The organism is Bradyrhizobium sp. Rc2d (genome assembly GCF_900099855.1).
In the GTDB taxonomy this organism is placed as follows: Bacteria; Pseudomonadota; Alphaproteobacteria; order Rhizobiales; family Xanthobacteraceae; genus Bradyrhizobium.
The window spans coordinates 748,208-768,016 of record NZ_FNCU01000001.1; the positions used below are offsets into that span (position 1 = coordinate 748,208).

General features: G+C 64.9%; 16 protein-coding genes. 7 read left to right on the forward strand and 9 right to left on the reverse strand.

The genetic code is table 11. The features are described from left to right. Position 1: 1 nt before the first annotated feature. Positions 2-2,785 (forward strand): malto-oligosyltrehalose synthase, encoded by a 2,784-nt coding sequence (gene treY / locus BLV07_RS03460; RefSeq protein ID WP_091879664.1) that lies wholly within the window; start codon positions 2-4, stop codon positions 2,783-2,785. 2 nt (positions 2,786-2,787) lie between these two features. Here the strand turns inward: treY and BLV07_RS03465 are convergent, their stop codons facing one another. Further along, positions 2,788-3,105: a polyhydroxyalkanoic acid system family protein gene (locus tag BLV07_RS03465; protein ID WP_091879667.1), complete on the reverse strand. Its 318-nt coding sequence runs from the start codon at positions 3,103-3,105 to the stop codon at positions 2,788-2,790. 178 nt (positions 3,106-3,283) lie between these two features. On the opposite strand from BLV07_RS03465, the gene BLV07_RS03470 reads away from it, so the two are divergent. Beyond that, complete coding sequence (locus BLV07_RS03470; protein ID WP_018318514.1) at positions 3,284-3,448, forward strand: DUF3309 family protein; 165 nt, start codon at positions 3,284-3,286, stop codon at positions 3,446-3,448. A 93-nt stretch (positions 3,449-3,541) separates the two neighbouring features. On the opposite strand, the gene ligD is transcribed toward BLV07_RS03470, so the two are convergent. Beyond that, positions 3,542-6,229: a DNA ligase D gene (ligD, locus tag BLV07_RS03475; protein WP_091880350.1), complete on the reverse strand. Its 2,688-nt coding sequence runs from the start codon at positions 6,227-6,229 to the stop codon at positions 3,542-3,544. 117 nt (positions 6,230-6,346) lie between these two features. On the opposite strand from ligD, the gene ku reads away from it, so the two are divergent. Further along, positions 6,347-7,234, forward strand: coding sequence for a non-homologous end joining protein Ku (gene ku / locus BLV07_RS03480; RefSeq protein WP_091879670.1), 888 nt, complete (start codon positions 6,347-6,349; stop codon positions 7,232-7,234). A 135-nt stretch (positions 7,235-7,369) separates the two neighbouring features. On the opposite strand, the gene BLV07_RS03485 is transcribed toward ku, so the two are convergent. From BLV07_RS03485 to BLV07_RS03510, 6 genes are all read right to left on the reverse strand, one after another. Further along, a complete protein-coding gene (locus BLV07_RS03485; protein WP_091879673.1) occupies positions 7,370-8,059 on the reverse strand; it encodes a response regulator in 690 nt (229 codons plus the stop codon). Continuing rightward, entirely contained in the window at positions 8,056-10,779 is a 2,724-nt protein-coding gene (locus BLV07_RS03490; protein ID WP_091879676.1) for a DUF4118 domain-containing protein, read from the reverse strand. Before BLV07_RS03490 ends, BLV07_RS03485 begins: the two co-directional genes overlap by 4 nt. Positions 10,780-10,816: 37 nt before the next feature. After that, the gene (locus BLV07_RS03495; RefSeq protein ID WP_091879679.1) at positions 10,817-11,419 is read right to left on the reverse strand and encodes a K(+)-transporting ATPase subunit C; all 603 of its coding nucleotides are present in this window, start codon (positions 11,417-11,419) and stop codon (positions 10,817-10,819) included. 109 nt (positions 11,420-11,528) lie between these two features. Further along, positions 11,529-13,643, reverse strand: a complete 2,115-nt coding sequence (gene kdpB / locus BLV07_RS03500) for a potassium-transporting ATPase subunit KdpB (protein WP_091879683.1) — start codon at positions 13,641-13,643, stop codon at positions 11,529-11,531. Positions 13,644-13,660: 17 nt separating this feature from the next. Continuing rightward, a complete protein-coding gene (gene kdpA / locus BLV07_RS03505) occupies positions 13,661-15,364 on the reverse strand; it encodes a potassium-transporting ATPase subunit KdpA (protein WP_091879686.1) in 1,704 nt (567 codons plus the stop codon). A 41-nt stretch (positions 15,365-15,405) separates the two neighbouring features. Beyond that, on the reverse strand, positions 15,406-15,495 hold the full coding sequence (locus BLV07_RS03510; RefSeq protein ID WP_091879689.1) for a K(+)-transporting ATPase subunit F: 90 nt from the start codon (positions 15,493-15,495) through the stop codon (positions 15,406-15,408). Positions 15,496-15,882: 387 nt separating this feature from the next. Here BLV07_RS03510 and BLV07_RS03515 point away from each other — a divergent pair, with 387 nt between their 5' ends. The 4 genes from BLV07_RS03515 (at position 15,883) to BLV07_RS03525 (ending at position 18,892) form a co-directional block, all read left to right on the forward strand. Then, positions 15,883-16,350, forward strand: a complete 468-nt coding sequence (locus BLV07_RS03515; protein ID WP_091879692.1) for a hypothetical protein — start codon at positions 15,883-15,885, stop codon at positions 16,348-16,350. Positions 16,351-16,356: 6 nt separating this feature from the next. Continuing rightward, a complete protein-coding gene (locus BLV07_RS49690; protein WP_283806504.1) occupies positions 16,357-16,485 on the forward strand; it encodes a hypothetical protein in 129 nt (42 codons plus the stop codon). A gap of 166 nt (positions 16,486-16,651) precedes the next feature. Next, positions 16,652-17,287, forward strand: coding sequence for a uracil phosphoribosyltransferase (upp, locus tag BLV07_RS03520; RefSeq protein WP_091879695.1), 636 nt, complete (start codon positions 16,652-16,654; stop codon positions 17,285-17,287). Between the two features lie 33 nt (positions 17,288-17,320). Further along, complete coding sequence (locus BLV07_RS03525) at positions 17,321-18,892, forward strand: AMP-binding protein (RefSeq protein WP_091879698.1); 1,572 nt, start codon at positions 17,321-17,323, stop codon at positions 18,890-18,892. 5 nt (positions 18,893-18,897) lie between these two features. Here the strand turns inward: BLV07_RS03525 and BLV07_RS03530 are convergent, their stop codons facing one another. Continuing rightward, complete coding sequence (locus BLV07_RS03530) at positions 18,898-19,809, reverse strand: flagellin (RefSeq protein WP_091879701.1); 912 nt, start codon at positions 19,807-19,809, stop codon at positions 18,898-18,900.

Below are 19,809 nucleotides of genomic sequence, written 5' to 3' on the forward strand. Positions count from 1 at the left end.
CATGCCTCCCGCCATTCCGCTCGCGACCTACCGGCTCCAGCTCACCGCGGATTTCGATTTCGACAAGGCCGCCGCGGTCGTACCCTATCTCAAGGCGCTGGGGATCACGCATCTCTACGCCTCGCCGGTGATGAAGGCGCGCAAGGGCTCGACCCACGGCTACGACACCGTCGATCATAGCCAGCTCAGTCCCGAACTCGGCGGCGAGGCCGGCTTCGCACGGCTGAGCGAGACGCTTCAGCAGCACGATCTCGGCCTCATCATCGACTTCGTGCCCAATCATGTCGGCGTGCATTTCGCCGACAATCCCTGGTGGCTCGACGTGCTGGAGTGGGGCCAGGCTTCACCGCATGCGGTCTCCTTCGACATCGACTGGGATCAACTTGCCTTCCGCGCCCGCGGCGGCGTGCTGCTGCCGATTCTCGGCGTGTCCTATGGCGAGGCGCTGGAGCGGGGCGAGATCGAGCTGCGCTACGATCCGGATGAGGGAAGTCTTTCCGCCTGGTATTTCGAGCATCGCCTACCTGTCGCGCCGGAGCGCTATGGCGAAGTGCTGCGGATGATCGTTAAGGAAGCGGACGCGGCAGAAACGGAGCCCGGCAAGCGCCTGCTCGCGCTCGCGGCGCGCTACACCGGACTGCGCCGTCCCAACCGCAAGGAAGCTCCCGCCTTTAAGGCAGAACTCAAGGGCATTGCGGGTGCTGCCGACATCATCGCGCGAGGTCTTGCCGCCTATCGCGCCGCCAAAGACCGTCCCGCGCACACGCTGGCGCTGCATCATCTGCTCGAGCGTCAACACTACAAGCTCGGTCACTGGCGGCTCGCCTCCAGTGACATCAACTATCGCCGCTTCTTCGACGTCAACGGGCTTGCGGGCTTGCGCGTCGAGGATCCCGGCACGTTTGCCGCCACGCACCGGCTGGTCAAGCAACTCATCGCTGACGGCAGATTGCAAGGCATCCGCCTCGATCACATCGACGGCCTGCGCGATCCCGCGCAATATTGCCAGCGACTGCGCCGGCTGGTCCGCGACGCGCAGGGTACGACGAAGCCCTTTTATACCCTGATCGAGAAGATCCTGTGCGAGCACGAACGCCTGCCGCACTTCGCCGGCGTCCAGGGCACCACCGGCTATGAATGGATGAACGTCATCACCCAGGTCCTGGTCGACGGCAAGGGGCTGGCGGCGCTGGACGAGACCTGGCGGCAGATCAGCAACCGGCCGCCCCGGCTTGCGCCTTACGTCAAGGACGCCAAGCGGCGGGTGCTGGAGACACTGCTGACCAGCGAGTTCACCGTGCTGACGCGGCTTTTGGCGCGCATCGCCAACGGGCATTACTCGACGCGCGATTTCTCCGCCGACAGCCTACGCCAGGCGCTCGAACTCTATGTGCTGCATTTCCCGGTCTACCGCACCTACCTCACGACGAGCGCGCCGACCGCGCACGATCGCAAGCTGATCGAGGAGACCATCGCGCGGGCGCGCGCAGAATGGTTCGCCGCAGATGACGGCATCTTCGACTTCCTGCGCGACGCCCTGACCATGGACCTGCTCAAGCCCGGCCGTCCCCCGCACAGCGCCCCGCGCGTGCGCCGCTTCGCGCTGAAGGTGCAGCAATTCACCGGACCTATGATGGCGAAGTCGCTGGAGGACACCGCGTTCTATCAATTCCACCGGCTGCTCGCGCTGAACGAGGTCGGCGGCGACCCCGCGAGCATCGGCCTTACCCTTCCTGCCTTTCATCAGGTGATGCAGGCCCGCGCCAAGGAATGGCCGCACGGCATGACCGCGACGGCCACCCACGATACCAAGCGCGGCGAGGATGCCCGCGCGCGTATTGCTGCGCTCAGCGAGATTCCCGGCGAATGGACCAGCGCGGTGGCGCGCTGGAAGGTGTTGAACGCGCCGCATCTCACACACCACGGCAGTTTCCGCGCGCCGTCGGCGACCTTCGAGTACATGCTCTACCAGGCCCTGCTGGGGGCCTGGCCGCTCCAGGGACCGGATGCCAGCTTCATCGAGCGCATCCAGGCCTATGCCCTCAAGGCCGCGCGTGAAGGCAAGGAGGAGACGAGCTGGCTCAATCCGCATGAAGCGTATGAAAACGGCGTCAAGAGCTTCATCGGCAAGATCCTCGATCCCGCTCAGTCCGCAGAATTCCTGGACGCGCTGCAGACCCTGGCCCGCCGCGTCGCACTGCTCGGCATGTTGAACTCCCTGGGTCAGCTCACGCTCAAGGCAACACTGCCGGGCGTGCCGGACTTCTACCAAGGCACCGAATTCTGGGACCTGTCCCTGGTCGACCCCGACAACCGTCGTCCCGTGGACTTTGTCGCCCGCCGTGCGGCCCTGAGCTCACTGGACAAGCCGGATTGGCGTGGCCTGATCAAGGCCTGGCCGGACGGCCAGCTCAAGCTGGCCTGGACGCGTCATCTTCTCGAGCTGCGCAACCGGCTTCCCGACATCTTCGTCCGGGGCGACTATCAGCCGCTCGAGGTAAGCGGCGGGCATGCTGACCACGTCATCGCCTTCGCCCGCCGCCATGGCCGCGCGGCCGCGATCGTCGTGGTCGGGCGTCACTTCGCGCCGTTCACGCAAGCGGGCCGGGAATGGCCCGCGCTGGAGGGCTTGGGTGCCACCGTCGACATCACCGGCTATGCCGCGACGGATCTTGCGAGCAACGAACTGCCGCTTGCGCAGGCTCTGCGCGATCTTCCCGCGACAATCATCGAGGCGCGCACCGCCAGTGCAGCGAAGCCGATGCGGCAGCGCGTGCGCGCCTGAGGCTACTTGCCGCCGTCCTTGGTCAGCAGCAACTGTCCGCGCTTCCTGATCGCGGCCTGGGCCATCTCGGCAAAGCGCTGCAACAGCCAGGGCAGCACCACCTCGACCCGGACGTGATCTTCGGTGACGTCGACCTGGCCGGTCGCGATCTGCCCGAGCGCGCGGATGCGGAAATTCATGCTGTCGCCGCTCCAGCGCTCCTCTTCGACTTGCAACACGGGAATGCTTGCTGCGGCGCGGCCAAGCCCCGTCTTGAGCCGGCGCACCGCCTCATCGCGGCCGAGACGATGCGGAATTGAAACGACGAGCGGTTCTGACATGGCCGTGGCCCTGCTGACTGCCCCTCACCTGATCATGCCGCATGAAATGGCAAAAGTTCCATGCATGTTGAGTTGGGGCCCATTTGCGAAGGCGGAACTTTAAAACCTGCGGCAAGTTGCCCCCGCACGACGGGACAGGTGCAACGACCCTTTCAAGAAAGGGCTGGAGGAGACTCGCATGTCTATCGGCACGATCATTCTGATCATCTTGGTCATCGCCCTGCTCGGCGGCTTCAGCGGCATCGGCGGCGGGCCGTTTTACGGCACCGGCTATTACGGCGGCGGCGGCCTCGGACTCGTCATCGTCATCCTGCTAATCCTGCTCCTGATGGGACGGATATAGGCACGCTTGTAGGGTGGGTTAGCGAAGCGTAACCCACCACGCTTCTGCGAATATTGAACGAAATTGGTGGGTTACGCCTTCGGCTAACCCACCCTACTTCACCTTCGACGCCAGCTTCTTCATGGCCGCCTTGATCGACGCGGCGGCATCATCATAACCCTCCCACGCTTTCGATCGCGCCAGCAGGCCCGGCACGGTGCGCATCGTATAACGCTTCGGATCGAGATCGCTCTTCACCTGCGCCCAAGTCAGCGGCATCGACACCGTGGCACCGGCGCGCGCACGCGGCGACAGCGGGGCTATCGCCGTCGACATACGGTCGTTGCGCAAATAGTCCAGGAAGATCTTTCCCTTTCGCAATTTCTTGGACATGTTGAGCAGATAGCGTTCGGGATCGTCATTGGCCATCCACTGGCAGACGCCTTGCGCAAACGCCTTGGCCTCCTTCCAGCTCACCTTGTCGCGCGCGCCGTGGAGCAGCGGCACCACCACATGGATGCCCTTGCCGCCAGTGGTCTTGCAGAAGCTGTCCATGCCGATATCGGCGAGCCGCTGCCGCATCTCCTTGGCCGCCTCGATGACGTCGGCGAAGTCGACGTCAGGCGCAGGGTCGAGATCGAACACCAGCCGGCCCGGCGTGTCATAGGCATAAGGCGCGCAATTCCAGGGATGCAGCTCGACGCCGCCGACCTGCGCCACCGCGGCGAGCCCTTCGATCCGATCGATCTGCAGGTACGGCTTGCGGTCGCCGGAGACCCTTGCGAGCTCCAGAAGGTTCGACGTCCCCTGCATGGCATGGCGCTGGAAGAAGCATTCACCCTTGATGCCGTCAGGAGCGCGGATCAGCGAGCAAGGCCGGCCCTTCAGGTGCACGATCATCCATTCGCCGACGGCTTCGAGATAGCGGGCAAGGTCCAGCTTGGTGATGGCACCACCATCGCCGACATCGGGCCAGAGCTCCTTGTCCGGCTTGGAGATGACGACACCCATGACCTCGGCATTGCTGCCGCTGGGGGCCGATCGCGCGCCTGGCTTCGCTTTTGCGCGCTTCACTCCTTTGGCCGAGGGTTTGGCGAGCTCGGTGTCGACTGGCGTCTCGGCCTCGACCTCCTCGGCCGGCTTGTCCTGCCGCAGGCCTTTGAAAGCCGCTTGGCGGACATTGCCGTCGGCGGTGAAGCCGGCGAACTCGATCTCGGCGACAAGCTCCGGCTTCAGCCAGTGCACGTCGCGGGTCTTCTTCGGCGCATTCTTGCCGCCGAAGGGGCTTTCCTTCGCCTCCATGGCCTTCAGTGACGGCATGATGCGCTTGATCTTGTCCGCGCCAAAGCCGGTGCCGACGATGCCGACGAAGGCGAGATGATCGCCGCGCTGCACGCCGGCCATCAGTGAGCGGAACTTGCCGTTCGTGGTCTTGTAGCCGCCGATCACCACCTCGTGGCCGGCGCGGCATTTCGACTTGACCCAGCTCTCGGTGCGGCCGGAACGATACGGGGCATCCAGCTTCTTCGACACCACCCCCTCGAGCTCGAGCTTGCACGCCGATTGCAGCACGGCATCGCCCCCGCTCTCGAAATGTTCGACATACCGGATCTGGCTCGACTTCCGCTTGCGCGATTCCAGGAGCTCCTTCAGCCGGGCCTTGCGTTCGCCGAGCGGCAGTCGACGGTAATCCTGATTCTCCGCGAACAGGAGGTCGAAGGCAAAGAAGATCAGCTCGTCGGTCTTGCCATCGGACAACGCAGCCTGAAGCGAGGAGAAGTTCGGCGCGCCGTTGTGATCGAGCGCGACGATCTCGCCGTCGATCATTACATCCGGCAGCGCGCCCGCATCCTTGGCAATGGAGGCGAACTTGCCGGTCCAGTCGAGACCCTTGCGCGTCTTGAGCGTCGCCTCGCCGTCCTCGACCCGGAGCTGGACGCGATAGCCGTCGAACTTGATCTCGTGGCACCAGCCCTGGTCGGCCGGCGGCCGCTCGACCAGCGTACAGAGCTGCGGCGCCACGAAATCCGGTATCTCTGAAACTTTCTTCGCGTTTGCTGCTGTCGTCGCCTTCTTCCTTGTCCTTCCGGCCTTCAACGCCGTGCGCGGCGCCGGCTTCACCGTGCGCCCTTTCGCCTCCTCGGCGCGGTTGGACTGCCAGACTGCATCGGCCTTGCCCTTGGGACCCCTAAGACCCTTGGCCAGCATGAAGGGTTTGGGCGCGCGGCCCTTGCCCTCGGCGATCTGCTCCATCGCGCGGCCGGAGGCGACGGACTTGTCCTGGTCGAGGATGTCGTTGTCGGCGCCTTCGCGGACATGTTCGTCGCGGTGCTTGATCAGCAGCCAGTTGGTCCGCTTTTCGCCGCCGCGGTTGCGCATGCGCACCAGCACCCAGCTTCCGTGCAGCTTGTCGCCATGCAGGGTGAATTTGAGATCGCCCTTCTTGAAGCCGGCTTCCGGATCTTCCGATTCCCAAGTGCCTCGATCCCACAGCATCACGGTGCCGCCGCCGTACTGCCCTTCTGGAATCGTACCTTCGAAATCACCATAGTCGAGCGGATGGTCCTCGACCTCGACCGCCAGCCGCTTGTCGTGCGGATCGAGCGAGGGCCCCTTCGTCACCGCCCAGGACTTGAAGACACCGTCCAACTCGAGCCGGAAGTCGTAATGCAGCCGACTGGCATCATGCTTCTGGATCACGAAGCGCCGCTGCTTCGAGGGCGCGACAGCGGTCTTGCCTGATGGCTCGGGCGTCTTTTCGAAATCACGCTTCTGTCGGTAAGTGGAGAGTTTTTGCAGCACGACTGGTCCCGCTTCTCTTTCGGCATTCAAGCCTATCACGGCCAAAGTCCCACCCGGAACCAAAACCCCACGGAAGGGTTGGGGTTCCAAAACGCCTTGAAAACGCTGGAGAATGGAATGGCCCCGCGTGCCTATTGGAAGGGAACGTTGAAGCTCTCGCTGGTCAGCTGTCCGGTCATGCTCTATCCGGCTGCGACCGCCGCGGAGAAGACTCGGTTTCATCTCATCAACCGCGAGACCGGGAACCGGCTCAAGCAGCAGATGATCGATTCCGAGACCGGCGACGTCGTCGAGAGCGACCAGAAGGGGCGCGGCTACGAGCTGAGCAAGGGCAAATATGTCGAGGTCGAACCGGAGGAGCTCGAGGCGGTCCAGATCGAGAGCAACCACACCATCGACATCGAGAGCTTCGTGCCGAGCGAGGAAATCGACCAGCGCTACCTCAACCACCCCTATTACATCGCCCCCGATGGCAAAACCGCGGTCGACGCCTTCGCGGTGATCCGCGACGCCATGAAAGATCAGGACCGCGTGGCACTCGCAAAAATCGTGCTCACCAACCGCGAGCACGTGATGGCGATCGAGCCGCTCGGCAAGGGCCTGCTCGGCACCACGCTGCGCTATCCTTACGAGCTGCGGGACGAGGATCAGTTCTTCGAGGACATCAAGAGCCCGAAGATCACCAAGGACATGGTCGAGCTCGCCGGCCACATCCTGCACTCCAAGGCCGCGCATTTCGATCCTAGCGAATTCAAGGACGAGTACGAGAACGCGCTGAAGGCGCTGGTGAAGCGCAAGGCCAGCGGCAAGAAGATCGAGCTGCCGGAGCCCGAAGAACGGCCGAGCAACGTCGTCAGCCTCATGGATGCGCTGAAGCAGAGCCTGAAGGGACGCGGAAGAGGGAAAAAGACTGCGGCGAAGTCCCATGCGCGGCGTGCGCAGGGGCGGCACCGAGCCGCCAGGAAGGCGCACCGTTCGCCGGCGCGGCACAGGAAGGCGGGCTGATTCACTCCGTCATTGCGAGCGCAGCGAAGCAATCCAGAATCTTCCCGCGGAGGAACCCTGGATTGCTCGCTGCGCTTGCAATGACGATGTGGATACAGGCTCGCGCGACAACTCAGTCGTGACCAGGGGAAGGACCTAATCCCCCGCCTTCAGCCTGTACCCGATTCCCGTCTCCGTCAGCACATATTGCGGCCGTTCCGGGTCGGCTTCGATCTTCTGGCGGAGCTGACGGACATAGACGCGCAGATATTGCGCATCCGTCAGCTCGTCCCAGAGCTCCTTGAGCAGGAAGCGGTGGGTGAGCACCTTGCCGGCGTGCTGCACCAGCACGCGAAGAAGATCGTATTCCTTCGGCGACAGCTTCACCTCGCGCTCGCCGACCTTGACGATGCGGCGCACGAGATCGACGGAGAGATCGCCGGTGCGGAACACAGGGCGCTCGCCTTTGACCTGAAGCTGGTGGCGGAGTGCGGCACGCAAGCGGGCCAGCAGCTCGTCCATGCCGAACGGCTTGGTCAGGTAATCGTCCGCGCCAAGGTCGAGCGCCTGCACCTTGCCGGCCTCATCGCCGCGGCTCGACAGCACCACGATCGGCACGCCCTCGTTGCGGGCGCGGATGGAGCGCAGCAGCTCGTGGCCCTGGATGTCGGGCAGGCCGAGATCGAGGATAATCAGCGCTGGCTCCTCGGCAAGCTTGTCCAGCGCGGTCTTGCCGTTCGACGCCTCCAGGATCTCATAGCCCTGCGTCGACAGCCCCATCCGCAGCAGTTTACGGATCGGCGGCTCGTCATCGATGACCAGGACCTTGATCGGGGCAGCACTCATGCAGCGGTATCCAATGCGTGGGTCTGCACTGGGACGGGCAGACGGATGGTGAGGATCGCGCCGCTCCGGTCGCTGCGGTTGGCGGCCGAGATCGTGCCCTGCATCGCCTCGACGAAACCGCGGGAGATGGCAAGGCCGAGCCCGGTGCCGGGCCGGACATGGTCACCCTTCTGCACGCGATAGAACTTGTCGAACACGCTCTCGAGCTCGTCGGGTGGGATGCCGCCGCCCTCATCGGCGATCTGGAGAACGACGTGATCCCGCTCGCGCTGACTGCGGATCGCAATCGTGGTGTCGGCCGGCGAATATTTCGCGGCGTTGTCGAGCAGGTTGAACAGCACTTGCTCGAACAGCACGGCATCGAGCTCGAGCATCGGCAGATCGGCCGCCAACACAAGCTCGACCTTGTGGGCAGCGAGGATCTTGGCCGCCCGCCGCAGCGCGCTACCGACGATCTCGCCGAGATCGTGCAGCGCCGTGTTGGGCACGATGGCGCCGGATTCCAGCTTGGTCATGTCGAGCAGATTGGCGATGAAGCGGTTGAGCCGTTCGGATTCGTCGATCACGGTCGCGAGCAGGTCGCGCTTCTCGGTGTCCGAGAGCGCGCCGGCGAGATCGCGCATGGTGGAGGCCGCGCCGAGCACCGAGGCCAGCGGCGTCTTCAAATCGTGCGAGATCGAGGTCAGGAGCGCCGAGCGCAGCCGCTCGGATTCGACGGTGCGCTTGACGCGGTCCATGTCCTCGACCAGCAGCACGCGCTCGATCGCGAGTGCGCCCTGGTCGACCAGCGCGTCGAGCAGGCGGCGCTGGTCCGGGGTCAATAACGGGCCGGTGCGGTCGTTGTCGATGCCGATGACGCCGATTGGCCCGCGCCCGGTGCGCATCGGCAGGAACAGCCGTTTCGCACCCGGCAGCGTGTCCGAGCCGCGGCCTGCGGGGCGGTCGTTGCTCCAGGCCCAGTTGGCGGCGGCGAGGTCGGCCTGATCGAGCTCATCCTCCGGCGGATAGCCGGATTTCACCGTGAGCAGGCCCTCTTCCGGCAGCAGCAACACGACGCGGACCTTCAGCATCAGCGCGATCTGGTAGGCGGTCGCCCACAAGACGTCGTCGAGCGTGGCGGTGCCGGCGAGCTTGCGGCTGAAGGCATGGAGCTGCTCGGTCATCCGGATCCGGCCGATCGCGGTGTCGGCCTGGATGCGCACGCGCGCCGCGACATTGGAGACGATCATCGCCACCACCATGAACAGCACGAAGGCGGCAACGTTGGTCGGGTCGGTGATCGTGAAGGTGTAGATCGGCGGAATGAAGAAGAAGTTGTAGCAAAGCGACGCCGCCACTGTTGCCATCAGGGACGGCCACAAGCCATAGCGGACGGCAACCGCGACGACCGAGGTCAGCAGCACGAGATCGACGTTCTCGAGGCCGAAATAGGGCTGGATCAGCTCGGCGGCGCCGAGGCCGATCAGCACGATGCCGAGCGCCTTCAGATAGGGCCGCGGGTTGAACGGCTCCGAGCGAGCAGCGGTCTGCACCGCGGTCTTGGGCACGGCCTCGCCGGGCAGCTCGTCACCGGCGATGACATGGACCGTGATGTTGCCGGCGCGGCGCACCAGGTCATGCACGACTGAGCCGCGCGTCATCTCGAACCAGCGCGAACGCGTCGACTTGCCGATCACGATCTGGGTGACGTTGTTGCCTTGTGCGAAGTTGACGACGTCGTCGGCGATGCGGCGGCCGACGGCGGGAATCGTCAGCGCCTCGCCGCCGAGCGATTCGGCAAGCCGCAGCGTATCGGCCAGCCGGTCGCGCTCATCGTCGGACAATTGCAGGGATCGCCGGGTCTCGATCGAGAGCGCGGTGAACGGGGCATGGAGCCGGTCGGCCAGCCGCTTGGTATAGCGCACGAGGCCAGCCGCGCGCGGATCCTCGCTGACGCAGACGAGGATGCGTTCGCCCGCTGCCCAGGGACCGGCGATGGCGTTCGCCTGCATATGGGTGAGCAGTTGCTCGTCGACCCGCTCGGCCGTGCGCCGCAGCGCGAGCTCGCGCAACGCGGTCAGGTTGCCCGGCGAGAAATAATGCTCCAGCGCCCGCTCGGCCTGCCTGGGCACATAGACCTTGCCCTCCTTCAGCCGCTGGATCAGATCATCTGGCGTGAGGTCGATCAGTTCGATCGCATCGGCCCGATCGAACACCGAATCCGGCACGGTCTCGCGCACCCGCACATGGGTGATCTGGGCGACGACGTCGTTCAGGCTCTCGATGTGCTGGATGTTGACGGCGGTATAGACGTCGATGCCGTGGGAGAGCAGCTCCTCGACGTCGAGATAGCGCTTGGGGTGGCGGCTGCCCGCCGCGTTGGTGTGGGCGAGCTCGTCGACCAGCGCAATCTGCGGCCGGCGCGCAATTACGGCGTCGAGGTCCATCTCCTCGACGACCTGGCCGCGGTAATCGAGCCGCTTGCGCGGGACCACCTCTAGCCCGCGCACCAGCACCTCGGTCTCAGCGCGGCCGTGGGTCTCGACGAAGCCGACCACGACGTCGATACCCGCCTTGCGCTTGGCGTGAGCGCTTTGCAGCATCTCGTAGGTCTTGCCGACGCCGGGGGCGGCGCCGACGAAGATCTTCAGCCTGCCGCTCGCGCTCTCCTCCCGCCGCGCTGCTTCCAGCAGCGCCTCGGGCGACGGACGTTGTTCGGGATCACGGCGCTGTTGAACCATCAGGCCAATATAATCACCCCCGCGTGCCGAGCCTAGACTACTTCGCGGCGCGGTCGAGCGCGAGATTCAGCGCCAGCACGTTGACGCGGGGCTCGCCGATCAGGCCTAGCAAACGGCCTTCGGTGTTGGCAGCCACGAGTTGCTCGACTTGATCCTCCGGCATCTTCCGCGCCTTCGCCACGCGCGGCACCTGGAATTGCGCCGCCTCCGGCGAGATATCAGGGTCGAGGCCGCTGGCCGACGTCGTGACCAGGTCGACCGGCACGGCCGCATTCGGATTCTCCGCCTTCAGCTTATCCACATCTTCCTTCAGCCGGTCGGCCAGCGCCTTGCTGGTCGGGCCGAGATTGGAGCCGCCCGAATTGGCGGCGTTGTAGGGCGCCGGAACCGTTTTGGTTGAATCATTGGGGTCCGGTGCAACCGTCGCCGAAGGGCGGCCGTGAAAGTATTTGTCCTCCTTGAACTCCTGCCCGATCAGGGCGGAGCCGATGACCTTGCCGTCCTTCTCGATCAGGCTGCCCTGCGCCTGCACGGGAAACAACGTGCCGGCGATGGCAGTCATTGCGAGCGGATAGGCAAGGCCCGTGATGGCGGTGAGCGCCAGCAACAGCACGATGGCGGGGCGAATTTCTCTGAGCATGTTAGTCTCCTATTTCTTCCGTCATTGCGAGCGAAGCGAAGCAATCCAGAGTCTTTCCATGGAGGCAGCCTGGATTGCTTCGTCGCAAGGGCTCCTCGCAATGACGGGGCTATGCCAAATGCAAGGCGGTGACGACGAGGTCGATCGCCTTGATGCCGATAAAGGGAATGACGATGCCGCCGAGGCCGTAGATCAAGAGGTTGCGTTGGAGCAGCGCGCCGGCGCCGACGGCGCGGTAGGCAACGCCCTTCAGCGCCAGCGGGATCAGCGCGATGATGATGAGCGCGTTGAAGATGATCGCCGACAGGATGGCGCTCTGCGGACTCGACAGGTTCATGACGTTGAGCACGCTGAGTTGGGGGTAGAACGCCAGGAACATCGCCGGGATGATCGCAAAATACTTGGCGACGTCGTTGGCGATCGAGAACGTGGTCAGCGCACCGCGCGTCATCAAGAGCTGCTTGCCGATCTCGACCACCTCGATCAGCTTGGTGGGGTTGGAATCGAGGTCGACCATGTTACCGGCCTCGCGGGCGGCCTGAGTGCCGGTGTTCATGGCGACGCCGACGTCGGCCTGCGCGAGCGCCGGCGCGTCGTTGGTGCCGTCGCCGCACATCGCGACCAGCTTGCCTTTGGCCTGCTCGTCGCGGATCAGCTTGAGCTTATCCTCCGGGGTTGCCTGCGCCAGGAAGTCGTCGACGCCGGCCTCCGCCGCGATCGCAGCCGCCGTCATCGGATTGTCGCCGGTGATCATGATGGTGCGGATACCCATGCGTCGAAGCTCGGCAAAGCGCTCGCGGATGCCGCCCTTGACGATGTCCTTGAGCTGGATGACGCCGAGCAGCTTGCCGTCCCTGGCGACCGCCAGCGGCGTGCCGCCGGCTTTGGCGATCTCGTCGGCAATGGTCTGGATCTCGCGACCGAGATCCGACAGCGCGGCCGGCTGGATTGCCCGCGCCGCGTTGCCGGAGGCAATGACCAGCGGTGCGCCGCCGCCGACATAATTCAGCATGGCATCGACCGCGCCCTTGCGCACCGACGAGCCGCCGGCATCGACGCCGCTCATGCGGGTCTGTGCCGTGAACGGGATGAAAGTGGCGCCAAGCTCGGCCATGTCGCGGCCACGGATGCCGTATTTCTCCTTCGCCAGCACGACGATAGAGCGGCCCTCCGGTGTCTCATCGGCGAGCGAGGCGAGTTGGGCCGCGTCCGCCAGCTCCTGCTCGGTGACGCCGCGCACAGGACGGAAGGCCGTCGCCTGCCGGTTGCCGAGCGTGATGGTGCCGGTCTTGTCCAGCAGCAGCGTGTCGACGTCGCCGGCGGCCTCGACGGCGCGGCCGGACATCGCCAGCACGTTGAAGCGCACCAGGCGGTCCATGCCGGCAATGCCGATCGCCGACAACAGCGCGCCGATCGTGGTCGGGATCAGCGTCACGAACAGGGCGACCAGCACGATCACCGAGATCGAGCCGCCGGCATAGGCCGCATAGCTCGGGATGGTGACGGTGGCGAACACGAAGATGATGGTGAGACCGGCGAGCAGGATGTTGAGCGCGATCTCGTTCGGGGTCTTCTGCCGCTCGGCGCCCTCGACCAGCTTGATCATGCGATCGATGAAAGTCGAGCCCTGGGCTGCGGTGATGCGGACGCGGATCCAGTCCGACAGCACCTGTGTGCCACCGGTGACCGCAGAGCGGTCGCCGCCGGATTCGCGGATCACGGGCGCGGACTCGCCGGTGATGGCGGCCTCGTTGACCGAGGCGACGCCCTCGATCACCTCTCCGTCGGAAGGGATGGTGTCACCGGCCTCGACCAGCACGATGTCGCCGACCTTGAGGCTCGTGCCAGGCACGAGCTTGAAGGGCTGCTCGGCACCGATCAGGAGCTTAGCCTGGCTTTCGGTGCGGGTCTTGCGCAGCGATTCGGCCTGCGCCTTGCCGCGGCCTTCGGCCACCGCCTCGGCGAAATTGGCGAACAGCACCGTGAACCAGAGCCAGACGATGATCTGGAAGGTGAAGCCGAGGCTGGCACCACCGGTGACGATGTCACGCAGGAAGATCACCGTGGTGAGCGCAGCCACGACCTCGACCACGAACATGACAGGGTTCCTCACCATCAGCCGCGGATCGAGCTTGGTGAAGGAGGCGCGGATCGCGGGCATCACGATTCTGGGATCGAGCATTGCCGACATCGGCGCACGTTTTTGCAGTTTCATCGTCTCCATGGAGGTCACTCCAACAATCAGAACAGGTTGCCGGCGTTCATCGCCAGATGTTCGACGATCGGGCCGAGCGCGAGCGCCGGGAAGAAGGTCAGGCCACCCATGATCAGGATGACGCCGACGACGAGGCCGACGAACAGGGCGCCGGTGGTCGGGAACGTGCCCATGGACGGCGGGATCGACTTCTTCTCCGCAAGCGATCCCGCAATCGCCATGGCCGGGACGATCATGAAGAAGCGGCCGACGAACATCGCGCTTGCCAGCGTCAGGTTGTAGAAGAAGGTGTTGCCGGTGAGCCCGGCGAAAGCCGAGCCGTTGTTGCCGGCCGCCGATGTGAAGGCGTAGAGCACTTCGGTGAAGCCGTGCGGTCCGGCATTCGCCATGGAGGCGACGGCCGCCGGATAGACCACGCCGACGGCGGTCCAGCCGAGGATCATCAGCGGCAGCACCAGGATGGCCAGCATCGCCATCTTGACCTCGCGCGCCTCGATCTTCTTGCCGACATACTCCGGTGTGCGACCGACCATGAGTCCTGCGACGAAGATCGCGAGAATGACGAACAGCAGCATGCCGTACATGCCGGCGCCGACGCCACCGACGATGATTTCGCCGAGCTCGATGTTGATCAGCGGGATCATGCCGCCGAGGGCGGTAAAACTGTCATGCATCGCATTGACCGCGCCGCACGAGGCGGCGGTGGTGACGACCGCGAACAGCGAGGACGCCACGATGCCGAAGCGGACCTCCTTGCCTTCCATGTTGCCGCCGGTCAGACCCAGCGCATGGAGCGTCGAGGTGCCGTTTGCCTCCGCCCAATAGGTGATGGCGACGCCGGCCAGGAACAGCACGCCCATCACGGAGAGGATCGCCCAGCCCTGGCGCTGGTTGCCGACCATGCGGCCGAACACGTTGGTGAGCGCGGCGCCGAGCGCGAAGATCGAGAGCATCTGCACGAAGTTCGACAGCGCCGTCGGGTTCTCGAAGGGGTGCGCGGCATTGGCGTTGAAGAAACCGCCGCCATTGGTGCCGAGCATCTTGATCGCGACCTGCGAGGCGACCGGCCCGACCGCGATGGTCTGCTTGGCGCCTTCGAGCGTCGTCGCCTCGATATACGGCCCGAGCGTCTGCGGCATGCCCTGCCAGAGCAGGAACAGCGCATAGACGACGCAGATCGGCAGCAGCACGTAGAGCGTACACCTGACGACGTCGACCCAGAAATTGCCGACCGTGCGCATCGAGGCACGCGAGAAGCCGCGGATCAGGGCCATCGCCAGCGCGATCCCGGTCGCGGCCGACAGGAAGTTCTGGTGCGTCAGGCCGAGCATCTGCACGAGATAGGACAGCGTGCTCTCGCCGCCGTAGTTCTGCCAGTTGGTGTTGGTGATGAAGGAGACCGCGGTGTTGAAGGAGAGATCCTCGGCGACAGCGCCCTGCCCGGCCGGATTGAAGGGCAGCACGGCCTGAAGCCGCATCACGCCGTAGATGATGAGGAAGCCACCGACATGGAACAGCAACATGGCGACCGTGTAGGTCAGCCAGTGCTGCTCGCGCTTCTCGTCGACGCCCGATACCCAGTAGATTCCGACCTCGATCGGACGCAACACCGGCGACAGGAACGTCCGCTCGCCGTTGAACACGCGCGTCATGTGCCAGCCGAGCGGCTTGGTCAGTGCAACGATAATGGCGCAAAACAGAATGATCTGGAGCCAACCGATCACAGTCATGGAGAGAGCCTTTGTGGAATTCGCGTTTGAGCGGCGCCCGCTCAGAACCGTTCGGGCCGCAGTAGCGCGTAGGTGAGATACATCAGGAGGCCGAATGAGACGGCACCGGCGAGCGCATAATCGAAGATCATGGCCCGCTCCCTCAAAGCCGCTCGCAGGCGTAGGTGTAGCCGACCGCGAGCGCGAAGAAGGCAAAGCCCAGCGCCAGCATCAGAATGTCCATCATGGAGATGATCCTCGTCGCGTCCATACGTCCGGCAATTATTCTCGGCCTGCCGGCGGCACGACGCTGACGTGCCACCGTGAACATAGGTTTTCGAGACGAGGGCCGCGGCGAAGTTATAGGAATCTCATAAAGGCCTGCGGGGCCGGCTTGCCGTGGTCGGTCAGGCAAGTGCATCCGCGCCTTTATGAAATCCTTATATCTTCCGCCCCTTCCTCACCTCGTTTTCAAATGCCGTTCCAGCCATCTTGAGACGCCGGCCGACTGACCGACGCAGATATCCACGAGCCCTAAAGTGACCGCCGCTCTCGAACGCCGTGATCTGCTCTTGCTGAGCGAACGCATTCGCGCCGCGCGCGCAATGACGCCGCCGTTGATGATCGAGATCATCGATACGGCGTGCCGACGCTTCCCCTCGCTCAGGCAAAGCGCAGGCAGGGCGCGCGTCATGTGCCTGATCGATGTCGAGGCTTGGGCCGATGCCGCGCTCGCATTGATGGAGCTCGAGCTGCCGCTTTGGCAGGTCCGCCGTATCGCCTATGACGATGGGGAGTGGCATTGCGCCCTGTCGCGCCAACGCGAACTGCCGGACTGGCTGGACTCCGCGGTCGAGGCCCGCCATGCGGACCTTGCGCTCGCCCTGCTGTCGGCCTTCGCCGAGGCGCAGGTGCTGACCGCGGAGGCAGCCCGGCCGAGCGTTCCCTCTGTTCGTCCAGCCCGCGATCCGCTCTACGAGCCGATCGGCTGCGACAATGTCGGTTAGACGCGCATGCAGACCGGCACGCGAAATCTGGAGCGAGTGGTCACCGTGATTGTCTTGACCATGACGCTGAGCCTGATCTGGGGCGCCGTGCTGACGCTCGTGATCACGCTGGCAGCACGCGGCCTGGGCGTTTAGGGTCGTGCCACCGCGCGCGGCAACTGCACGGGAGCTGACCATGGCCGCCTTTGAAGCGAGCAACCGGGCGCGCAGCGCGGTCGCGATGCCCGGTTGAGGCGGCATATCCCGCGGAAAAGACCCGGTCGATCTGGCGCAATTTCACGGAACCGTGTAGAGCGGTTTCATGAGCACAAGCAGCGTCAACGTCGTCGCCCACCCCCTGGTCCAGCACAAGCTCTCCTTGATGCGGGAGAAGGACCGCTCGACCAAGAGCTTTCGCGAGATCCTGAACGAGATCGGGATGCTGCTCGGCTACGAGGTGACGCGCGACCTGCCGCTGGAGCTGGTGGACATCGAAACGCCGATCGCGCCGATGCAGGCGCCGAAGATCGCCGGCAAGAAGCTCACGCTGGCGCCGATCCTGCGCGCGGGCGTCGGCTTCCTCGACGGCATGCTGGCGCTGATGCCCTCGGCGCGCATCGCCCATATCGGGCTCTACCGCGACCCCGAGACATTGCAGGCCGTGGAATATTACTTCAAGGCGCCGCAGGACCTGTCCGATCGCACCGTGATCCTGATGGATCCGATGCTGGCCACCGGCAATTCGGCCTGCGCCGGCGCCTCGCTGCTCAAGGCGCGCGGCGCCCGCGACATCCGCTTCGTCTGCCTTTTGGCCGCGCCCGAGGGCATCGCGAAGTTCCAGAGCGAGCATCCCGACGTCCCGGTCTGGACCGCCGCGATCGACGAGCGGCTCAACGACCACGGCTACATCGTGCCGGGCCTGGGCGATGCCGGCGACCGGATGTTCGGCACCAAGTAGACAGCTTTGCGCGATCGGGTTACTCCGATTGCCATGCTGACCGACAGATTTTCGCTGCAATCGCTGATCCGGACCGAGACCGCCAGTCCCGCCTTCGTGTTCGACGGCACGCCGGTTTCGCGCGCAGAGTTCGCAGGAAGGATCGAGCAGACCGCCGCCTGGCTCGCCGCCCAGGGCATCGGCAGGGGCGACGTCGTCGCGGTCTGGCTGGTCAACCGGATCGAATGGCTCGCACTGCTGTTCGCCGCTGCCCGCCTGGGCGCGGTCGTTGCCGCCGTCAATACGCGCTATCGCAGCGCGGAAGTCGCGCATCTGCTTCGCGTGTCCGGTGCCAAGCTGATGGTGGTCGAAGCCGCGTTCCGCTCGATCGACTTTGCCGCCATTCTCGCCGATATCGCCAAGGACGAGGTGCCCGCACTGCGACAGCTCGCGGTGGTCGGCGCGGATGCCATCCCGGCACACTGGCCTTGTGTGCGGTTCGATGCGTTCGACCGGGCCTATCCGCCCGCCCCACCGGCTCAGGACGATATCGACCTGCCGGTCCTGCTCTACACGACATCGGGCACGACCAGGGGCCCGAAGCTCGTCGCGCATTCGCAGCGGACGCTGGCGACGCACGCCGCCTCTATCGTCCAAGCGCTCAAGCTTGATCCACAGCGCCATTCGCTGCTCGCGATGCTGCCGTTCTGCGGCACTTTTGGCATGACGAGCCTGCTCGGTTTCATCGCAGCGGGCGCCGCCATCCATGTACTCGACGCCTTCGAAGCGGCGCCGGCGGCGAAGATCCTCAGCGAGTGCAGGATCACGCATTCATTCGGCTCGGATGAGATGTTCCGCCGCATCCTCGCGCTCACCGATGCACCACGTCCGTTTCCGCATCTCGAAATCTGCGGCTTCGCCGCGTTCCAGCCCGGCTGGCGCGAGCTGGCCGCGAAGACCGAGGCGCGCGGCATGCCGCTGTTCGGCCTCTACGGTTCGAGTGAGGTGCAGGCGCTGTTCTCGATCGGCCGCGGCAGCGATGCCTTCGCCGATCGCATCGAAGGCGGCGGCTGGCCGATGTCACCGGACGCGAAAGTCCGCGTCCGCGATGTCGAGACCGGCGAGCTTGCGGCCCGGGGCGTCTCCGGCGAGATCGAGATCCGCGCGCCGTCGCGCTTCCTCGGTTACTTCAACAATCCCGAGGCGACGCGCGAAGCGATCACCGCCGACGGATTCTTCCGCACCGGCGACATCGGCCACCTGCGCGGCGATGGTTCATTCGTCTACGAGACCCGCGCGGGCGATGCGATGCGGCTCGGCGGCTTCCTGGTCGCGCCCGGCGAAATCGAAGACGAGCTCAAGTCGTGCGCTGGTGTGGCCGACGCCCAGGTGGTCGCGGTCGATTTGAAGGGCCAGGCGCGCTGCGTCGCCTTCGTGATTCCGGCTGGAGAGCCACCGCGACAGGACGCGCTAACTGCCCATCTGCGCGAGCGGCTCGCCGGCTACAAGGTGCCGGCGCGGATCTATGTCGTAGACGCCTTCCCCGTCACCGACAGTGCCAACGGCGTCAAGATCCAGCGCGCCAGGCTTCGTGCCATGGCCATGGAACGGATCGCCGCCGAATAGGCCGCCTATTTCAAATAGCTCGCGAGATTGAGGCTGAGGATCTTGGCGAGTGCCGAATAGGACGCGGTGAGCTGGGCCTGGTAAGTCGAAAGCTGTGCCGTGATAGCGGCCACGTCGACGCCGGTGAGGTCGTTCGACAGCGTCTCGGCATAGCTCTTGTAGTCGCTCTGGCGGGCGCTCGCGCTCTCGATCGACGACGCCGCGCTGGACAGCTTTGCCTGCACGGCCGCGGTGTCGTCGAGCGCCGTGCCGGCGAGATCGAGCGCGCTGGCAATATCCGAGGACGAGAGCGAGGTGCTGTTGGCGACGAATTTCAGCACTCGCATCACCTCCTCGAACGCCGAATTGTCGGCGGTGACGCCGTACGACACCGTCTCATCCGAGACGACGCGGACCGAGGCGATCTCGTCGTCGCCGTAATAATAGCTGGTGTCCGCCGTGGTCGTGGAGCCGGTCCCGGACGAAAAACTCGTGAGATCGACCGGCGCCGTATCGGTCTTGCCGCCGGCGAACACATACTGGCCGTCATATTGCGTGTTCATGAGCGAACCCATCTGCTCCAGCATCTGCTGGGCGGTGGTGATCACCGAATTCGTCTCGGTCGAGCTGCCGGTCGAGGCCGCGCTGAGCTGGGAGCGGAGCTGCGTGAGAATATCGGTCATCGAGCCCACGGCCGAATACATCACCTGGATCTTGCTGTCGGCCAGCGTCGCGGCATCGATATAGGATTGCGCACGCGTCACCGAGACCTGGAGATTGACGACATGCTGCGCGTCCGCGCCGTAGCCGCCGAAATCGGTCGAGACGACGCCCGACGATTCCTGGATCTGCTTGTTGGCCATGACCGTCTCGACGCGCATCGCGTCGGCGATCATCTTGCTCGACTGCGCGAAGGTCGCAACCCGCATTGCAACCAT